Annotated in this window: 16 protein-coding genes; 10 read left to right on the top strand and 6 right to left on the bottom strand. The window is 62.0% G+C overall.

Annotated features, from left to right (window positions below):
* Positions 1–15: 15 nt before the first annotated feature.
* Complete coding sequence (locus ACB034_RS14195; RefSeq protein WP_371173088.1) at positions 16–1,014, bottom strand: sulfate ABC transporter substrate-binding protein; 999 nt, start codon at positions 1,012–1,014, stop codon at positions 16–18.
* A gap of 207 nt (positions 1,015–1,221) precedes the next feature.
* On the opposite strand from ACB034_RS14195, the gene ACB034_RS14190 reads away from it, so the two are divergent.
* The 4 genes from ACB034_RS14190 (at position 1,222) to ACB034_RS14175 (ending at position 3,819) form a co-directional block, all read left to right on the top strand.
* Positions 1,222–2,484, top strand: a complete 1,263-nt coding sequence (locus ACB034_RS14190) for an MgtC/SapB family protein (protein ID WP_026458095.1) — start codon at positions 1,222–1,224, stop codon at positions 2,482–2,484.
* Positions 2,485–2,561: 77 nt separating this feature from the next.
* The gene (locus ACB034_RS14185; RefSeq protein WP_061476502.1) at positions 2,562–3,152 is read left to right on the top strand and encodes a sugar O-acetyltransferase; all 591 of its coding nucleotides are present in this window, start codon (positions 2,562–2,564) and stop codon (positions 3,150–3,152) included.
* The gene (locus tag ACB034_RS14180) at positions 3,149–3,484 is read left to right on the top strand and encodes a DUF1294 domain-containing protein (RefSeq protein ID WP_026458094.1); all 336 of its coding nucleotides are present in this window, start codon (positions 3,149–3,151) and stop codon (positions 3,482–3,484) included. The genes ACB034_RS14185 and ACB034_RS14180 overlap by 4 nt, the downstream gene beginning before the upstream one ends.
* Positions 3,485–3,606: 122 nt before the next feature.
* The gene (locus ACB034_RS14175) at positions 3,607–3,819 is read left to right on the top strand and encodes a hypothetical protein (protein WP_026458093.1); all 213 of its coding nucleotides are present in this window, start codon (positions 3,607–3,609) and stop codon (positions 3,817–3,819) included.
* Positions 3,820–3,888: 69 nt separating this feature from the next.
* Here the strand turns inward: ACB034_RS14175 and yrfG are convergent, their stop codons facing one another.
* A complete protein-coding gene (gene yrfG / locus ACB034_RS14170) occupies positions 3,889–4,557 on the bottom strand; it encodes a GMP/IMP nucleotidase (protein WP_223379825.1) in 669 nt (222 codons plus the stop codon).
* A 146-nt stretch (positions 4,558–4,703) separates the two neighbouring features.
* Between yrfG and nudE the strand changes: the two genes are divergently transcribed.
* The 3 genes from nudE to ACB034_RS14155 all read left to right on the top strand — a co-directional run bounded on the left by nudE (position 4,704) and on the right by ACB034_RS14155 (position 7,849).
* A complete protein-coding gene (gene nudE, locus ACB034_RS14165) occupies positions 4,704–5,312 on the top strand; it encodes an ADP compounds hydrolase NudE (RefSeq protein ID WP_026457221.1) in 609 nt (202 codons plus the stop codon).
* Between the two features lie 41 nt (positions 5,313–5,353).
* Positions 5,354–6,175, top strand: coding sequence for a 3'(2'),5'-bisphosphate nucleotidase CysQ (cysQ, locus tag ACB034_RS14160; RefSeq protein ID WP_371173087.1), 822 nt, complete (start codon positions 5,354–5,356; stop codon positions 6,173–6,175).
* Positions 6,176–6,577: 402 nt separating this feature from the next.
* Positions 6,578–7,849 (top strand): aromatic amino acid transport family protein, encoded by a 1,272-nt coding sequence (locus ACB034_RS14155; protein WP_371173086.1) that lies wholly within the window; start codon positions 6,578–6,580, stop codon positions 7,847–7,849.
* 62 nt (positions 7,850–7,911) lie between these two features.
* Here the strand turns inward: ACB034_RS14155 and ACB034_RS14150 are convergent, their stop codons facing one another.
* On the bottom strand, positions 7,912–8,250 hold the full coding sequence (locus tag ACB034_RS14150) for a tRNA-binding protein (RefSeq protein ID WP_026457224.1): 339 nt from the start codon (positions 8,248–8,250) through the stop codon (positions 7,912–7,914).
* Between the two features lie 243 nt (positions 8,251–8,493).
* Complete coding sequence (metJ, locus tag ACB034_RS14145; RefSeq protein WP_026457225.1) at positions 8,494–8,817, bottom strand: met regulon transcriptional regulator MetJ; 324 nt, start codon at positions 8,815–8,817, stop codon at positions 8,494–8,496.
* A 205-nt stretch (positions 8,818–9,022) separates the two neighbouring features.
* Here metJ and metB point away from each other — a divergent pair, with 205 nt between their 5' ends.
* Together metB and ACB034_RS14135 are read left to right on the top strand one after the other, a co-directional pair.
* A complete protein-coding gene (metB, locus tag ACB034_RS14140) occupies positions 9,023–10,186 on the top strand; it encodes a cystathionine gamma-synthase (RefSeq protein WP_371173085.1) in 1,164 nt (387 codons plus the stop codon).
* A complete protein-coding gene (locus tag ACB034_RS14135; protein ID WP_371173084.1) occupies positions 10,186–12,657 on the top strand; it encodes a bifunctional aspartate kinase/homoserine dehydrogenase II in 2,472 nt (823 codons plus the stop codon). Before metB ends, ACB034_RS14135 begins: the two co-directional genes overlap by 1 nt.
* 79 nt (positions 12,658–12,736) lie before the next feature.
* On the opposite strand, the gene ACB034_RS14130 is transcribed toward ACB034_RS14135, so the two are convergent.
* On the bottom strand, positions 12,737–14,002 hold the full coding sequence (locus tag ACB034_RS14130) for an inorganic phosphate transporter (RefSeq protein WP_042026730.1): 1,266 nt from the start codon (positions 14,000–14,002) through the stop codon (positions 12,737–12,739).
* Positions 14,003–14,027: 25 nt separating this feature from the next.
* The gene (locus tag ACB034_RS14125; RefSeq protein WP_026458279.1) at positions 14,028–14,708 is read right to left on the bottom strand and encodes a TIGR00153 family protein; all 681 of its coding nucleotides are present in this window, start codon (positions 14,706–14,708) and stop codon (positions 14,028–14,030) included.
* 169 nt (positions 14,709–14,877) lie between these two features.
* Here ACB034_RS14125 and ACB034_RS14120 point away from each other — a divergent pair, with 169 nt between their 5' ends.
* Positions 14,878–15,843 carry an inorganic triphosphatase gene (locus ACB034_RS14120; protein ID WP_371173083.1) on the top strand — a complete coding sequence of 322 codons (966 nt, stop codon included), beginning with the start codon at positions 14,878–14,880 and terminating at the stop codon, positions 15,841–15,843.
* The last annotated feature ends 46 nt before the right edge of the window (positions 15,844–15,889 follow it).

Below are 15,889 nucleotides of genomic sequence, written 5' to 3'. Positions count from 1 at the left end.
TGGGGGACGCGCAGCTCAGCGGCCCGGCTGGTAGATCTGGTCGAACAGGCCACCCTGGGCGAAGTGCTTCTGCTGGGCCTTGTTCCAATCCCCTTCCAGCTCCTTGACGGTAAACAGGGTCAGTTTCGGGAACTGGGCGGCCGTCTCCTTGAGGATCGCCGGATTGCTGGGGCGATAGTGATACTTGGCGATGATCCGCTGCCCCTCGTCGGAGTAGAGGTACTTCAGGTAGCCCTTGGCCACCACCTCTGTGCCGTGCTTCTTGGCCACCTTGTCCACCACCGCCACCGGTGGCTCGGCCAGGATGGAGACCGACGGCACCACCAGCTCGAACTTGTCGCGGTTGCCGGCCTGGCCGAGCACCAGCAGGGCTTCGTTCTCCCACGCCAGCAGCACGTCGCCAAGGCCCCGTTCGATAAAGCTGGTGGTAGCGCCACGGGCGCCGGAGTCCAGCACTTTCACATTTTTGAAGAGATCGCCGACGAACTGCCTGGCCCCCTCTTCACTGCCGCTCTGCTTCAGGGCATAGCCCCAGGCGGCCAGATAGTTCCAGCGCGCCCCGCCGGAAGTCTTGGGATTGGGGGTTACGATGGCCACATCCTTGCGCACCAGATCCCCCCAATCCTTGATCTGCTTGGGATTGCCCTTGCGCACCAGGAAGACGATGGTGGAGGTGTAGGGGGCGGCGTTGTTGGCCAGGCGGCTCTGCCAGTCGGTGGCGATCAGCCCCGTCTTGGCAATGGCATCGACGTCATAGGCCAGTGCCAGCGAGACGACGTCCGCTTCCAGTCCGTCCACCACGGCGCGGGCCTGCTTGCCGGAACCACCGTGGGACTGACTCACCACCACGTCGTCACCGGTTTTCGCCTTCCACTCTTTGGCGAAGGCGGCGTTGTACTCCTGAAACAGCTCGCGGGTCGGATCGTAGGAAACGTTGAGCAGGCGGATCTCGGCGGCCCCCGCCTGGAAGGCCAGCAGAGAGAAGATTGTCAGGGCGGTCGTTCGCAGTGTCATGGTGATGCTCCTTATCGTTGGGTTAAGGACAGCATGCCGCGAAGCAGTTATGCCAAGAAGAAAGAAATAACGCTTTGCTTATCTCTTTTACTCATATAAATCCCCCAAAGGGCGTCATTCGTACACTCTGTGAGCCAGACCCCTCTGCCCGTCAGCCGGCTGTGCCATCATGGGAGCAAGGCAGACACAGGCGAAAAGGAGGTCGTTATGTGGATCAATGCAGAACCGGTCAATGGCGCCCTGGTGTCGCTGGCCATCGGTCTTATCATCGGGCTGGAGCGCGGCTGGCAGGTACGCCAGCTGGGGGACAACCAGCGCATCGCCGGGATGCGGACCTACGGCCTCATCGGCCTGCTCGGCGGGGTCTGTGCCCTGCTGCTGCCGACCCTTGGCCCCTGGCTGCCGCTGCTTGGCCTGCTGGCGGTGGTGATTGGCTGCGGCCTCTCGGTCTGGCTGGCCCAGCGCTGGCAGGGGGAGTTCGGCCTCACCAGCTCGGCAGCCATGCTGCTCACCTATCTGCTGGGCCTGATGTCGGTGCTGCTGAGCCCGAGCGAGGCGGTCGCCTGCGCCGTACTGGCGGCCCTGCTGATGGGGCTCAAGGGCAAGATCCAACAGGGCATGCTGTTTTTGAGCGAAACCGAATTTCACGCCACCCTGCGCTTTTTGCTCATCACCCTGGTACTGCTGCCGGTGCTGCCCAACGAGGAGATAGGGCCGCTCGATGCCTTCAACCCCTTCAAGATCTGGCTGATGGTGGTGATCATCGCGGGCATCTCGTTTTGCGGCCACTTCGCGGTGCGCCTGCTCGGTACCCGCGCCGGGCTGGTGCTCACCAGCATGCTGGCAGGGCTCGCCTCCTCCACCGCCCTCACCCTGCAGTTTGCCCGCCTCAACAAGGAGCAGGGCGGGCTGGAGCGGCTGCTGGCTACCGGCATACTGCTGGCGGGGGCCACCATGTGGCTGCGGTTGCTGGTGCTGGTGCTGCTGATCCACAACGAGCTGGCGATGCGCCTCGCCGCCCCCCTGCTGCTGCTGGCGGTCACCGTCTACGGCTTCGCGTTCTGGTTCTGGCGCCAGCGCGAGGAGCTGACCGACGGCCCGGTGCAGCCCCAGACCAGCAACCCGCTGGATCTCGCCACCGCCATCAAGTTCGGCCTGCTGCTGGCGCTCATCGGCTTCATGGCTACTTTCCTGCAGAGCAAGGTGGGCAACTCCGGGGTCTATCTGCTGGCACTGGTCTCGGGGATCACCGACGTGGACGCCATCACCCTCTCCCTCTCCCAGCTCTCCCACAAGGAGCTGGCGCTGGAGGTGGCAGCCCGCGGCATCCTGCTCGCCGGGCTGGTCAACTCACTGGTGAAGGGGCTGCTGGCACTCGGCATCGGCGGTCGCAGGCTGGGGCTGCGGGTGCTGCTCCCCTACTTCATCTCAGCCCTGCTGATCCTGCCGCTCATCTGGCCCGGCACCTGATCTTGCAGCAAGTGACAGCCTGACGCCCTACGGCCGGTCACGTATACTGGCCTCTCTTGCATCTTGTGGAGGTAAACATGGCAAGCGACTGGGACAAGGTTCTGGCGGGGGGCGCCCTCGATAGCCAGAGCCAGGAGATAGCGAACGACCGGATCCGTGGTCAGGCGCTGCTGGCCGAGCTCAACGCCTCTTCGGCCGGCGACGAGGCCCTGCGACAGCGATTGTGCCGCGAGCTGTTCGGTCACTGCCCCGACTCCTGCTGGATCAGCACTCCCTTCACCTGTGAATTCGGCCGCAATATCCACATCGGCGAGAAGACCTTCTTCAATTTCAACGTCACCATACTCGACGTGGGTGAAGTGCATATCGGCAGCCATGTGCTGCTGGCCCCCAACGTGCAGATCTACACCGCCACCCACACCATGAACTACCTGGAGCGGCGCAACTGGACCGCCTACAACAAGCCGGTACACATTGGCGATGACTGCTGGATCGGGGGCGGTGCCATCATCTGCCCCGGCGTCACCATAGGTCCCCGCTCCATCATAGGAGCCGGCGCCGTGGTGACCCGCGACATTCCGGCCGACTCGGTGGCCGTGGGCAACCCGGCCCGGGTGATCCGCACCCTCGAGCAGGACGAAGAGCGCTGCTGGGAGCTGGCCCAATGATGGCGCTGGCCCTGCTGCCGCTCGGCTCGGCCCTGTGGCTCGGTCTCGACGGCCAACAGTGGTGGCCGCTGGCGGTGCTGCTGGTAATGAGTATGCTGACCGTGGCCGCCTACGCCTGGGACAAGCGCCAAGCGGTGCGCGGCGAGTGGCGCATTCCCGAATCCCGCCTCCATCTGCTGGAGCTGTGCGGTGGCTGGCCCGGTGCCCTGGTGGCCCGCCAGTGGCTGCGTCACAAGACCCAAAAGCGCAGCTACCGGCTGGTGTTCTGGTTTATCGTGCTGCTGCACATCACCCTGTGGGGGCTCTGGATCGGCAGGCCACTCTGGCAATAAGGCATCTATTGCTACCGCCATCACAAAGGGAGTCTGCGCCCCGTTGCGACGGACTGGTGACTGTGAGAAAACGGGGTGATCCCATTCAGTGATCGCCGTTAATGACGACAAGGAGTCGTGACATGACCATGTGGACAGGCATAGTCCTGATCGTGTTTATCAGCGTGCTGTTTGGCTATCTCGGCAAGCGGGCCCGCTACCAGATGGGGGATGCCCGCATCACGGATCGCCTCGGCAAGCAGGATCAGGTCATCAGGGAGCTGCAGGAGCGGGTGGCCAACCTGGAGGCCATCGTCATCGAAGAGGAGAAGCGCCGCCCGTTCAAGGAGCTGTGAAACACTCTCCCCATCCGTCTCCCAAACACAGAGGGCTGCACCATGCAGCCCTCTGTCGTGTTAGTCCGTTCAGACTGCCAGCGGCAACAGCTCGGCGTAATCCCGGATTGCCGGGAAAGCGGTGATCTGCTGTTCGGGCTGGCGGCTGTCCGGATTCTGGATGGCGAGCTGAAAACCGATACCGTAGTCGGCGGCGGCGCGCAGGATCCGCTCGCTGTCATCGACAAACAAGGTGCGGGCCGGGTCAAACGCCAGCCGCTGCGCCAGCGCCTGCCAGCAGTGCTGACTCTCCTTCGACCAGCCCAGCTCATGGGTGCTCACCAGTTGATCCAGATGTTCCCCCAATCCGAGCCGCGCATCCTTGACCGACAGGCTGGCCGGATGGGCGTTGGTAAACAGCACCAGTTTTTTGCCTGCCGCCCGCAGCTCGGCCAGAAAGGGGATGGCGTGGGGCCGCCACTGGATCTTCTCCAGGATCTCCTGCTTGAGGGCGCGAATATCCAACCCCAGGGTCTGGCTCCAGTAATCGACACAGTACCAATTGAGAGTGCCGTTGACGGCGTGGTAGTGCGCGTCTATCCGCTCCCTGGCCTCGGCCAGCGGCAAGCCGTGCTGCTCGGCGTAGCGCTCGGGGACCAGCTGCTGCCACAGGTGGTTGTCGAAATGCAGATCGATCAGGGTGCCATCCATATCGAGCAGAACGGTATCTATCTGGTGCCAGGGCAGTCGGGTCGGCATGGGGTCTCCTGAAGCGAGCGTCATGAAAAAAACCGGGGGGTAGTATAACGATTTTTCCATCCCCTTTCGCGCCCTTGTCCCGTGGTGTTCGGGGTGGGAGTCGTTTACTCTTGAAGCACGATTTTTTAACGAGCAGCCCGCGGTCGATGAGCAACCACCACAAGAACAAACCCGAACACATCCGTGTCGAGATCCTGGACCACGACAAACCCAAGCCGGAGATCCTCAAGGCCGAGCTGGTGGCCGAGAGTCGCCTGTTCAAGGTGGAGTCCCTGCACCTGAAATTCACCAATGGCGAAGAACGGATCTACGAGAGGATGCGCGGCGGCAACCGGGGTGCCGTCATGGTGGTGCCCTTGTTCGATGCCCACACCCTGCTGCTGGTGCGCGAATACGCGGCGGGCACTCACTCTTACGAGCTCGGCTTTCCCAAGGGGTTGATCGACCCGGGCGAAGACGCCCTGGAGGCGGGCAACCGCGAATTGATGGAGGAGGCTGGCTTTGGTGCCCGCACCCTGATCCCCCTCAAACAGGTGTCGCTGGCACCGGGCTACTTCTCCAGCCGGATGGAGATACTGCTGGCCCGGGATCTCTTCCCCGAGCAGAGGATCGGTGATGAGCCCGAGCCTCTCGAGGTGATCCCCTGGCCGCTGAACCGGATCGACGATTTGCTGGCGCGCCCCGACTTTACCGAGTCGCGCAGCATCTGCGCCCTGCTGCTGGCCCGCAAGTGGCTGGCGGAGCAGGAAAACTAGCCCGCTTGCGGGCATCGGCAATAAAGATAGAGGATAACGAAATGCAGGAGTTGTTGGCCTGGGTGCCAGGGGTCAAGGAGATCGCCCGCGAAGCGGGGCGGATCCTTCACGAAATCTATCACGGCGGTCAGTTCGAGCGTCAGCTGAAGGAGGATGCGACCCCGGTCACCAGTGCCGACCTTGCTGCCGATGCCTACCTCAAACAGGCGCTGTCGGCGCTCACTCCCCATGTGCCTGTGCTGACCGAGGAGGCCGCCGACATCCCCTTCAGCCTGAGATCAAACTGGCGGCAATACTGGCTGGTGGATCCCCTCGACGGCACCGGCGAGTTCATCGCCGGCAGTGGCGACTTCGCCACCCTGATCGCCCTGGTACGGGATAATGTGCCCGTGCTCGGCGTCATCTATGCCCCCGAGTCCGACGTACTCTACTGGGCGGTACGCGGCCATGGCGCCTTCAAGGAGGTGGATGGCGAAGTACATCTCATCAGCGCCATGCACCACGAGCACGATCAGCCCGACTCGCTGGTGGTGGCCATCAGCCGTCGCCAGAGACTGGAAAACCTGACCCGTCGCCTCAACCCGGCCATCAACTACGAGTTGATCCCGCTCGGCTCCAGCTCCCTCAAATCCTGCCTGGTGGCGGAGGGGGCGGCCGATTGCTACGTGCGGCTCGGTCCCACCGGCGAGTGGGATACTGCTGCTGCCCAGTGCATCGTCGAGGCGGCCGGTGGCCGCATCCTCAGCCTGACGCTGCAACCGCTCAGTTACAACGAGACGGAGTCGCTGGAGAACCCTGACTTCATCGTGATGGGGGATCCGGATCTCTCCTGGAACAAGATCCTGGTTCAGCAGCCTGGTTGATATGTCATCGGACAGCGCAAAGAGGCGGCCACCAGGCCGCCTCTTTGCTTGGTGTGATCCGCTGGCTATATCGACAATGGGTAGGGATATCCTCTGGCAAACGGCGAGAATGATAGTGAATCATCACAACCGAATCCGGCGTAGTGGCATGATTTTCATGTAATTCCGAAAACACTCAGTTAGCCGAGACAAAAAATCAATTATGAATGAAAATTCGGATTTATATACCGATATTTTTTACATTTCCAGTTTTACTCAATTTCGCGAACCCGATTCTATTCCCAATTTCACTGGCTTTCGCCCATTATGGTAGTGATATGTTTCACCCCGGCTTTTTGAGAATTAAATCCCGATAAACCACAATAAGCTCAGATTAAAACACTAACAAAAAGTGAATTATCAATGAGTTTATCTGCAGAGGCATCTCGGGAGCTCTCCGGTTCCCAATCCACCCTTGCCACCGCCAACAGCTGGCGCCGCCACGACACCCACTGGGTCATCAGCCTGTTTGGTACCGCCGTCGGTGCCGGCATTCTGTTCCTGCCCATCAACCTGGGTCTGGGCGGGATCTGGCCCCTGATCATAGTCGCCGTGCTGGCCGGCCCCATGACCTTCCTGGCCCACCGCGGGCTGGCGCGCTTCGTGCTGTCCTCTTCCCGCCCCCACGCAGATTTCACCGATGTGGCCGAGGAGCACTTCGGCAAGATGGCCGGTCGCCTCATCTCGACGCTCTACTTCCTCTCCATCTTCCCGATCCTGCTCATCTACGGCGTGGGACTGACCAACACGGTGGAGAGCTTTATGGTCAACCAGCTCGGCATGGCCTCCCCGGATCGGGTGATGCTCTCCGGCATGCTGGTGTTCGCCATGATCGCCGTGATGCTGGCGGGGGAGAAGGCGATGCTGCGAGCCTTCGCCTTCATGGTCTACCCGCTGGCGGCCATACTTGCGGCCCTCTCCTGCTATCTGATCCCTCAGTGGCAGTGGCCACAGATGAGCGCATTTGAGGGCGGCAGCTTCCTCAACACCGTCTGGCTGGCGCTGCCGGTGACCGTGTTCGCCTTCAGCCACGCCGCCGCCATTTCGGGCTTTGCCAATGTGCAGCGCCGGGAATATGGCGAGCAGGCCGAGGCCAAGAGCGGCCAGATCCTGCGCAACACCACCATCATGCTGGTGGGCTTCGTGCTCTTCTTCGTCTTCTCCTGCGTGCTGAGCCTCACCCCGGCCCAGCTGGCGCAGGCCAAGGCCCAGAACGTCTCCGTGCTCTCCTATCTTGCCAACATCACCGACAACCCGGTGATCGTAACCCTGGGGCCGCTCATCGCCTTCATCGCCATCAGCTCCTCCTTCCTCGGCCACTTCCTGGGGGCGCGGGAAAGCCTCAAGACCTTGATCGCCAAGCCCACCGGCCTGTCGCTGGCCAGGGCCGACAAGCTGGGCATCGCCCTGATGTTCTTCTCCATCTGGGGCGCGGCCGTGGTCAACCCCGGCATCCTCGGCCTGATGGAGACCCTCTCCGGCCCCGTCATCGCCATGATCCTCTTCATCATGCCGGTAGTGGCCATCTACAAGGTGAAGTCGCTGGCGCGCTTCCGTCACCCTTGGACCAACGGCTTCATCCTGCTGACCGGTTCCCTTGCGGTTTCTGCACTGCTCTTCAGCCTGCTGAAGTAACAGGATGCAAAGAGAAAAAGGCGACCCCGGGGTCGCCTCTTTTGTCTCTGTCTCGCACCGGTTTACCCCAGCCTGGCACCGTTCTCCACCGCCTGCTCCGGGATGGCCATCACCACGGCGCCATCCGCCCGGTAGAAACCGGTCAGCAGAAATTCGGACTGGAAGGGGCCAATCTGTTTGGTCGGGAAGTTCACCACGGCGATGATCTGACGGCCAACCAGCTCCTCTGGCTGGTAGAGATCCGTTATCTGGGCACTGCTCTTGCGCACGCCGAGCTCGGGACCAAAATCCGCCCACACCTTGTAGGCGGGCTTGCGCGCCTCGGGAAAGGGTTCGACCCGCACCAGGGTGCCCACCCGCAACTCCACCATCTCGAAATCCTGCCAGCTTATGGTCTGCATTCCGGCTCCTCGTCTCGCCAATGTCTCATGAGACTCAGCATGCCCCGAAACACCAGCCCTTGTCTTCGGCAAACGACCGCTTCGTGACGGCTGTCGGTCACCGGGCAACACAAGAGAGGAGAGCGCCGGTCAGGCGACAACAAGAGTGGCGGCGAGAGCCAATGTGCGCTGGTAGCGGCGAAGGCGGCAATGGGGGATGGCAGATAGCAATGACGCGGCCATCAGCCGCGTCATTGAAAGGAGTTATTCCTTGTCGAAATCTTCGATTTCCTTGCCCAGCGCCTCCATGATGGCACGCGCTTCGGCAGGCACGCTGTCCGGATGATCCTTGCGAAGATCGTCGTCGCAGGGCAGCGGCTGACCGGTGAAGGCATGCAGGAAAGCTTCACAGAGCAGCTCGCTGTTGGTCGCATGACGCAGGTTGTTCACCTGACGGCGGGTGCGTTCATCGGTCAGTACTTTCAGCACCTTGAGCGGGATCGAGACGGTAATCTTCTTGACCTGTTCGCTCTTCTTACCGTGTTCCGCGTAGGGGCTGACGTAGTCGCCGTTCCACTCTGTTCCCATGACTCACCTGTTCTCATTTGGCCGTGAGGGCGGATTTTAACCCTTAAGGAAATCAATGGCAATCCAACGGCAAAGCCATTTAGACGTCTAGAGCTATTGACGGCTTTTTCTTGCTCGCGTAGTGTGAATCACCATAGGCCAGCAATGGCGGGATAACGCGTAACAGCAAGATGCCTGCGTTCGAAGAGACATCAAGGAGAGTGATATGACCCACAAGGCCACCCTGGCGGTACGCACCGGGATTGAGACAGACCAGCAGCACGGTGCCGTGGTGCCACCCATCTACCTCTCCAGCAACTACACCTTTGCCGACTTCGGCGAGCCTCGTCAATACGATTATGCCCGCTCCGGCAACCCGACCCGCACCAATCTGGCGGATGCGCTGGCAGCGCTGGAAGGGGGCGCCGGCGCCGTGGTCACCGGCACCGGCATGGGTGCCGTCCACCTGGTCACCACGGCCCTGCTCAAGGCTGGAGATCTGCTGATCGCCCCCCACGACTGTTACGGCGGTACCTGGCGCCTGTTCGAGTACCTGGCGGCCAAGGGTCACTACAAGGTGCTGTTCGTCGACCAGGGGGACGAGACGGCGCTGACCGAGGCGCTTTCGCAAAAACCGGCCCTGGTATGGATAGAGACCCCCTCCAACCCGCTGTTGCGGGTAGTGGACATCGCCGCCATTGCCAGGGCTTCCCACGAAGCGGGCGCCAAGGTAGTGGTGGACAACACCTTCCTCTCTCCCCTGCTGCAACAGCCGCTGGCGCTGGGAGCGGATCTGGTGGTCCACTCCACCACCAAATACATCAACGGCCACTCGGACGTGGTGGGCGGCGTGGCGATTGCCAAGGAACAGGCCGCTGCCGAGTCGCTGGTGTGGTGGGCCAACTGTCTGGGTCTCACCTCAGGGGCGTTCGATTCCTACCTCACCCTGCGCGGCTTGCGCACTCTGGCTCCTCGCCTGCGCACCCACCAGGAGAACACGGATCGCATCCTCGCCTTCCTGCAGCAGCAACCCCTGGTCAAACGCATCTATCACCCCAGCCTGCCGAGCCATCCGGGCCACGAGATTGCGCGCCGTCAACAGTCGGGATTTGGCGCCATGCTAAGTTTTGAACTCGATTGCAACGAGGCGGGCATTCGTGCCTTCCTCGCGGCCCTCACCCTCTTCTCGGTAGCGGAGTCACTCGGCGGGGTGGAGAGTCTGGTGGCCCATCCGGCCAGCATGACCCACAGGGCCATGACCCCGGCGGCGCAGCAAGCGGCAGGCATCAGCGCCCAACTGCTGCGCCTGTCGGTCGGTATTGAACACGGTGAAGACCTGGTGGCCGATCTGGCCCAGGCATTTGCACAGGCAGAACAGGCGGCGAAGTAATGGAACAGCAACAACAGCAAGGAGAGATCGCGGTGGCAACAGAAGCAGGATTGAAGCGGCGCCATGTGCACAAGTTTGGTGGCAGCAGCCTGGCAGATCCGGTCTGTTACCGCCGGGTCGCCAGCATTCTCGAACAACAAGCCGAGCAACAAGGGGGCGGGAGAGAACTCGTCGTGGTCTCCGCCGCCGGCAAGACCACCAACCGGCTGATCCAGCTGGTGGAGCTGGCCGAGGCAGGCGACGAAGCCGCCGGTGAAGCCATCTCCGCCCTGCAAGCCTACCAGCAGAGCCTGATAGATGGCCTGCTGGAGGGGGAATTGCAGATCGCACTCAGCCAGCAGCTGGCCGACGATATGCAGCTGATCGCCAAGACCCTGGAGGGGAAGTTTGACCGCTTCGAGCGCAACGGCTTGCTCGCCTTTGGCGAGGTGTGGTCGGCGCGCCTGCTGGCGGCCCTGCTTACCAGCCGCGGCGACAAGGCCATCTGGCTTGATGCCCGCAGCTTCCTGCGCGCCGAGGATGGCGCCCTGGTCAAGGTGGATGCCTTGCTCTCCAGCGAACTGCTCAAGGCGCGGCTGGCCGAGCACGCCGGCCGCATCGTGGTGACCGGCTTTATCGCCGCCGACCTGGAGGGGCGTTCCCTGCTGCTCGGCCGCAACGGCTCCGACTACAGCGCAAGCCTGCTGGCCCAGCTGGCGGATGGTGAATCCACCACCATCTGGAGCGACGTGGCCGGGGTCTACAGCGCCGATCCGCGCCGGGTGAAGGAGGCGCGCCTGCTGGAGCGCCTGAGCCTGGCCGAGGCCAACGAATTGGCCCGCCTCGGCTCCTCGGTCCTCCATTCACGCACCCTGCAACCGGTGGCCGACAGCCGTCAGCGCCTCACCCTGCGCTGCAGCTACAACCCGGACGAGGGCTGTACCCATATCCTGCGCCGAGCCCCGCGCTCCGGTGGCGCCCGCATCGTCTCCTCGGTGGATCAGATCGCCCTCATCGAGCTCAAGGTGCTGCCGCAGACCGACTTTGATCAGACAGTGGCAACCATCGAAGCCTACCTGGCCCGTCATCGCCTCAACCCGCTCACCCTGCAGCGCCAGCCGGATCGCCGGATCCTGCGTCTCGCCTACACCCTGGAGGTGGCGCAAGGGGCCTTCGAACTGCTGCGCGACTTCCAGCTGCAAGGCAGCTTCACCGGCCTCATCCAGAAAGAGGGGTACAGCCTGGTGGCCCTGGTGGGCGCCGGTGTCACCGACAACGCCGAACAGTGTCACCGCTTCTACCAGCTGCTGGCGGATCAACCGCTGGAGTTCGTGCAGGTGGCCAGGGACGGTCTGAGCCTGGTGGCCGTACTGCGCCAGGTGGTGCTGGAGCCGCTGCTCATCGCTCTGCACAGCGCCCTGTTCAGCCGCCCGACCCGGGTCGGACTGGTGGTGTTCGGCAAGGGCAATATCGGCGGCCACTGGCTCGGCCTCTATGCCCGCGAGAAAGCGCGTCTCGAACACGAGCTCAACCTGGCGCTGACCCTCTATGGAGTATTCGATTCCAAGGGAGGCCTGCTGGATGAGGAGGGGCTGGATCCGCTCAAGGTACAGGACAAGTTCGACCCCAAACCACTGATCTGGCCCGAGCTGCTCGGCCAGCTGGAGCAGCACGGCTTCGATGCGCTGATTACGCTGGATATGACCGCCAGCGAGACGGTGAGCCGCTACTACCCGGACTTTGCCCAGCTCGGCATCCACATCATCGCCGCCAACAAGTTCGCCGGCGCGGCCGAGAGCGAGTTCTACCAGCGCATCAAGCAGACCTGCCGCGACCATCAGGTGCAATGGCGCTACAACGCCACCGTGGGGGCCGGCCTGCCGATCCAGTCCAGCATCCAGATGCTGCGCCAGAGCGGCGATCGCATCCAGGGGGTTTCCGGTATCTTCTCCGGCACCCTCTCCTGGCTGTTCCAGCAGTATGATGGCAGCCGCCCCTTCTCCGAACTGGTTGACGAGGCGTGGCAGCACGGTCTGACCGAGCCGGATCCCCGCGAGGATCTCTCCGGCCAGGATGTGCGCAGAAAGCTGCTCATCCTGGCGCGGGAGGCGGGTTTCGAGCTCGACTCCGCCGACATCGAGCTGGAGAACCTGGTACCCGTCGCACTGCGCAAGGTCGATACGGATCAGTTCATGGACCGGCTCACGGAGCTGGACGGCCCGATCCAGACCGCCTTCGAGGGGGCCAGACGCCTTGGCAAGGTACTGCGCTACGTGGCCCGCTTCGAGCATGACGGCAAGGCACGAGTTGGCCTCGAGAGCCTCGAACCCCACCATCCGTTTGCCAACCTGTTGCCCTGCGACAACGTGTTCGCCATCGAGAGCGACAGTTACCGCACCAACCCGCTGGTGATCCAGGGCCCGGGGGCGGGGCGCGAGGTGACGGCCGCCGCCATCCAGTACGATCTGTGGCAGATCTGCGCGGCGCTCTGAACCGGTAGATGCAAGCCAGCCATGGCGCAATAAAAAAGCCCGAGTCGATGACTCGGGCTTTTTGCTGGCAGTCTCCTCCTTAAGAGAAGAAGGCCTGCAGCACGTAGAAGATGGCGATGGCCAGAATGGCGCCTGCCGGCAGGGTGATGACCCAGGAGACCACGATGTTGCGCAGTACGCCCAGGTTCAGCGCCGCGATACCGCGCGCCAGACCCACCCCCATGACGGCACCCACCAGAGTCTGGGTGGTGGAAATGGGCAGACCGGTACCGGAGGCGATCACCACGGTCGCGGCGGTCGCCAGCTGCGCGGCGAAACCACGGCTCGGGGTCAGGTGAGTGATGCCGGTACCGACAGTCGCCATCACCTTCTCGCCCATGGTCGCCAGACCGATCACGATACCGATGCCGCCGAGCGGCAGGATCCACCAGGCGATGGAGGCCTGGCTGGCGATCTCACCACCGGAAGCCACGATGGAAGCCACCGCAGACAAGGGGCCGATGGCGTTGGCCACGTCGTTGGAGCCGTGGGCAAAGGCCATGGCACAGGCGGTGATCACCATCAGGATGCCGAATACCTTCTCCACGTTGGCGAAGTGCATCTTGCTGTCATCCTGCGGGTTGTATTTCTGGCCGCGAATGTAGACCCAGCCCGCGATCGCTACCGCAATGGAGATGACCACTGAGAGCAGGACACCTTCCCCATTGGTCAGGTGCAGACCGACGTGGGTCAAGCCCTTCTTGATGGTCACCAGGCAGATCACCAGGGAGGTCAGGAACATGTAAAACGGCACATAGCGCTTGGCGTTGTTCAGGGGATCATCGGTGTTGAAGATAAGCTTCTGTACGCTGATGAACATGAAGTAGGCGATGACGCCGGAAAGGGCCGGGGTCACGACCCAGGAGCCGACAATGCCACCAAACTTGCTCCACTGTACCGCCTCCGGGCCAATGCTCACCACGGCGAAGCCGACGATGGCACCGATGATGGAGTGGGTGGTGGAGACGGGCCAGCCGAAGTAGGAGGCCAGGATCAGCCAGGCGCCCGCCGCCAGCAGGGAGGCGATCATGCCAAGCACCAGCAGATCCGGGCTATCGGCAAAGGCATTGCTGTCGATGATGCCGTTGCGGATGGTGGCGGTCACTTCACCACCGGCCAGATAGGCACCGGCAAATTCGAAGATCATGGCGATGATGATCGCCTGACGAATGGTCAGGGATTTGGTACCAACCGATGTCCCCATGGCATTGGCCACGTCGTTCGCACCAATGCCCCAGGCCATCAAGAAGCCGAACAAGGCCGCCACGAGCACCAGAGTGGTGCCGTAATTCGCGATAATGTCCATTAGTTGTGTTTACTCAGTCAGTGGATTACGAACGAGCCAGCATCAATTCCAGACGGGCGCCTACACGCTCGGCCTGATCTGCCAGGTCACCTACCCATTCGAGGATCTTGTAAAGGAACATCACATCGATCGGATTGTAGTTCTGCTCAACTGCTTGCAGCTGTTGGCGCAGACCGATCTGCATGGTGTCTGTATCGTCCTCGATCAGATCCAGCTGATGGATCATCTCGGCAACCATTTCAACTTCCCGTCCCTTGAAGCCGGTCTCGAGCAGCTCGTCGAGCTCCCCGATCGCTTTCTCGGCCTGAGCGGTCGCATCAATACAACGTTTGAGATAGGCCATGAAATCCGTCCGCATTTCGGCCGGGAATTCCATGCGACGACCAAGCATGCGGCCGGAGATGTCCTTGGCACGATTGGCAATCTTGTCTTGCTGAGTCAACAGTTCCAGCAGGTCGGTACGTGCAACCGGCAGGAACAGGCCGCGCGGCAGTTTCAGACGGATTTCACGCTTGAGGATATCCGCCTCTTTTTCCAGCTGGGAGATCTGCTGCCGGATCTTCTCGGCATCTTCCCAACGGTCTTCGGCTACGGCGTCAAAGAAGGGAATGAGCTGCTCGCAGCACACGTGAACCTTGACGATATGCTTCTGCAGCGGCTTGATGGGGGACTTGGCAAAAAGCCCCAAAATAGTATTTACTGGCATGGCCAAACCTGTGTCGGTGAAAAAACACTCGATACGATTTTATGAGGCGCGCATGTTAACCGAACTGCGCCCTCAATAAAACCGCGAATTAATCTAGTTGTCTCGCGGGCATTATATCCTCGCGACCCGATTCCTGCCCCCCAAAGTTGCCTCCCAGCCTGGAATGACTATGCAAACTGAGATCGAGATAAAGTTTTTCGTCGCCAATGACGTCGCGACAGCCTTATCCAACCTTATGAATTCATTGGATATTAAAGAGGCATCGCAACAGCGCCTTGGCAACGTCTATTTCGATAGCCCCGATCTGGCACTACGCCGCCTCGAGATGGGATTGCGGATCCGCCGCTGCGATGAATTTGCCGAACAAACCATCAAGTGCCGCGGCCAGGTCGTGGGTGGACTGCACGCCAGACCCGAATACAACGCGCCCATCGACGGCGATCTGCCCACCCTCAACGCCTTTCCCGACGACATCTGGCCCACCCTGGCCGAGCGTGACCGTATCCAGCAGCAGCTGATTGCCCAATTCCGTACCGATTTCCTGCGCCGCCACTGGCTGATCGCCTTCGACGGGGCCGAGATCGAGCTGGCCTGGGATCAGGGGGAAATCGTCGGCAGCCTGGGTAGCAGCCGCATCGACGAGCTGGAACTGGAATTGAAATCCGGCGACACGGCAGCGCTGTTTGCACTGGCCGGGCGTCTTGCCCGACTCGGCGGCGTGCGCCTCGGCGCCCAGTCCAAGGCGCAGCGTGGCTATCAGCTGGCGGGGCTTGGCAAACCGCTGGCACGGCAAGCACTGGCAGACGACAAAGCCATGAGTGACACTGCCGCCATCGGCGAAGGGCTGCGCCACTGGCAACATCACGAGCAGCTCTGGCTGGAAAGCCGGGGAAATGACGAGGTGCAGCAACAAGCCTTCACCGCCTTGTGTGAAGGCGTGGCCCTCATTGAGCGCCGCGCCACCGGCGTGACGGCACCATGGCGACCCCAACTCATAAGCCTTCAGGCGCACCTTGCCAGAGAGGAGCGACAGAACGACCACTGGCCCGCCGACTTGTCAGCCCTCTTCCTTCATCCGGATTATGTGGCGCTGCAACTGGCCATTGCGGCCTGGTTGCATCAAACAGCCCGCTGACTCTCTCTTGAGGCCCTGTAAACAAAGCGGGTGAGCCAAGGCTCAC

The sequence above is a fragment of the Aeromonas sp. S18(2024) genome, from assembly GCF_041402525.1.
GTDB lineage: Bacteria > Pseudomonadota > Gammaproteobacteria > Enterobacterales > Aeromonadaceae > Aeromonas > Aeromonas enteropelogenes.
This window is presented reverse-complemented; position numbering and strand designations above follow the sequence as displayed.

Bases quoted from the DNA above. Each gene is read 5' to 3' on its own strand.
- ACB034_RS14185 (WP_061476502.1), top strand. From the start codon at position 2,562: ATGGCAAGCGACTGGGACAAGGTTCTGGCGGGGGGCGCCCTCGATAGC.
- metJ (WP_026457225.1), bottom strand. From the start codon at position 8,817: ATGGGAACAGAGTGGAACGGCGACTACGTCAGCCCCTACGCGGAACAC.
- ACB034_RS14130 (WP_042026730.1), bottom strand. From the start codon at position 14,002: ATGGACATTATCGCGAATTACGGCACCACTCTGGTGCTCGTGGCGGCC.
- ACB034_RS14180 (WP_026458094.1), top strand. From the start codon at position 3,149: ATGATGGCGCTGGCCCTGCTGCCGCTCGGCTCGGCCCTGTGGCTCGGT.
- yrfG (WP_223379825.1), bottom strand. From the start codon at position 4,557: ATGCCGACCCGACTGCCCTGGCACCAGATAGATACCGTTCTGCTCGAT.
- ACB034_RS14135 (WP_371173084.1), top strand. From the start codon at position 10,186: ATGGAACAGCAACAACAGCAAGGAGAGATCGCGGTGGCAACAGAAGCA.
- ACB034_RS14150 (WP_026457224.1), bottom strand. From the start codon at position 8,250: ATGCAGACCATAAGCTGGCAGGATTTCGAGATGGTGGAGTTGCGGGTG.
- ACB034_RS14195 (WP_371173088.1), bottom strand. From the start codon at position 1,014: ATGACACTGCGAACGACCGCCCTGACAATCTTCTCTCTGCTGGCCTTC.
- ACB034_RS14175 (WP_026458093.1), top strand. From the start codon at position 3,607: ATGACCATGTGGACAGGCATAGTCCTGATCGTGTTTATCAGCGTGCTG.
- cysQ (WP_371173087.1), top strand. From the start codon at position 5,354: ATGCAGGAGTTGTTGGCCTGGGTGCCAGGGGTCAAGGAGATCGCCCGC.
- ACB034_RS14190 (WP_026458095.1), top strand. From the start codon at position 1,222: ATGTGGATCAATGCAGAACCGGTCAATGGCGCCCTGGTGTCGCTGGCC.
- ACB034_RS14155 (WP_371173086.1), top strand. From the start codon at position 6,578: ATGAGTTTATCTGCAGAGGCATCTCGGGAGCTCTCCGGTTCCCAATCC.
- nudE (WP_026457221.1), top strand. From the start codon at position 4,704: ATGAGCAACCACCACAAGAACAAACCCGAACACATCCGTGTCGAGATC.
- ACB034_RS14125 (WP_026458279.1), bottom strand. From the start codon at position 14,708: ATGCCAGTAAATACTATTTTGGGGCTTTTTGCCAAGTCCCCCATCAAG.
- ACB034_RS14120 (WP_371173083.1), top strand. From the start codon at position 14,878: ATGCAAACTGAGATCGAGATAAAGTTTTTCGTCGCCAATGACGTCGCG.
- metB (WP_371173085.1), top strand. From the start codon at position 9,023: ATGACCCACAAGGCCACCCTGGCGGTACGCACCGGGATTGAGACAGAC.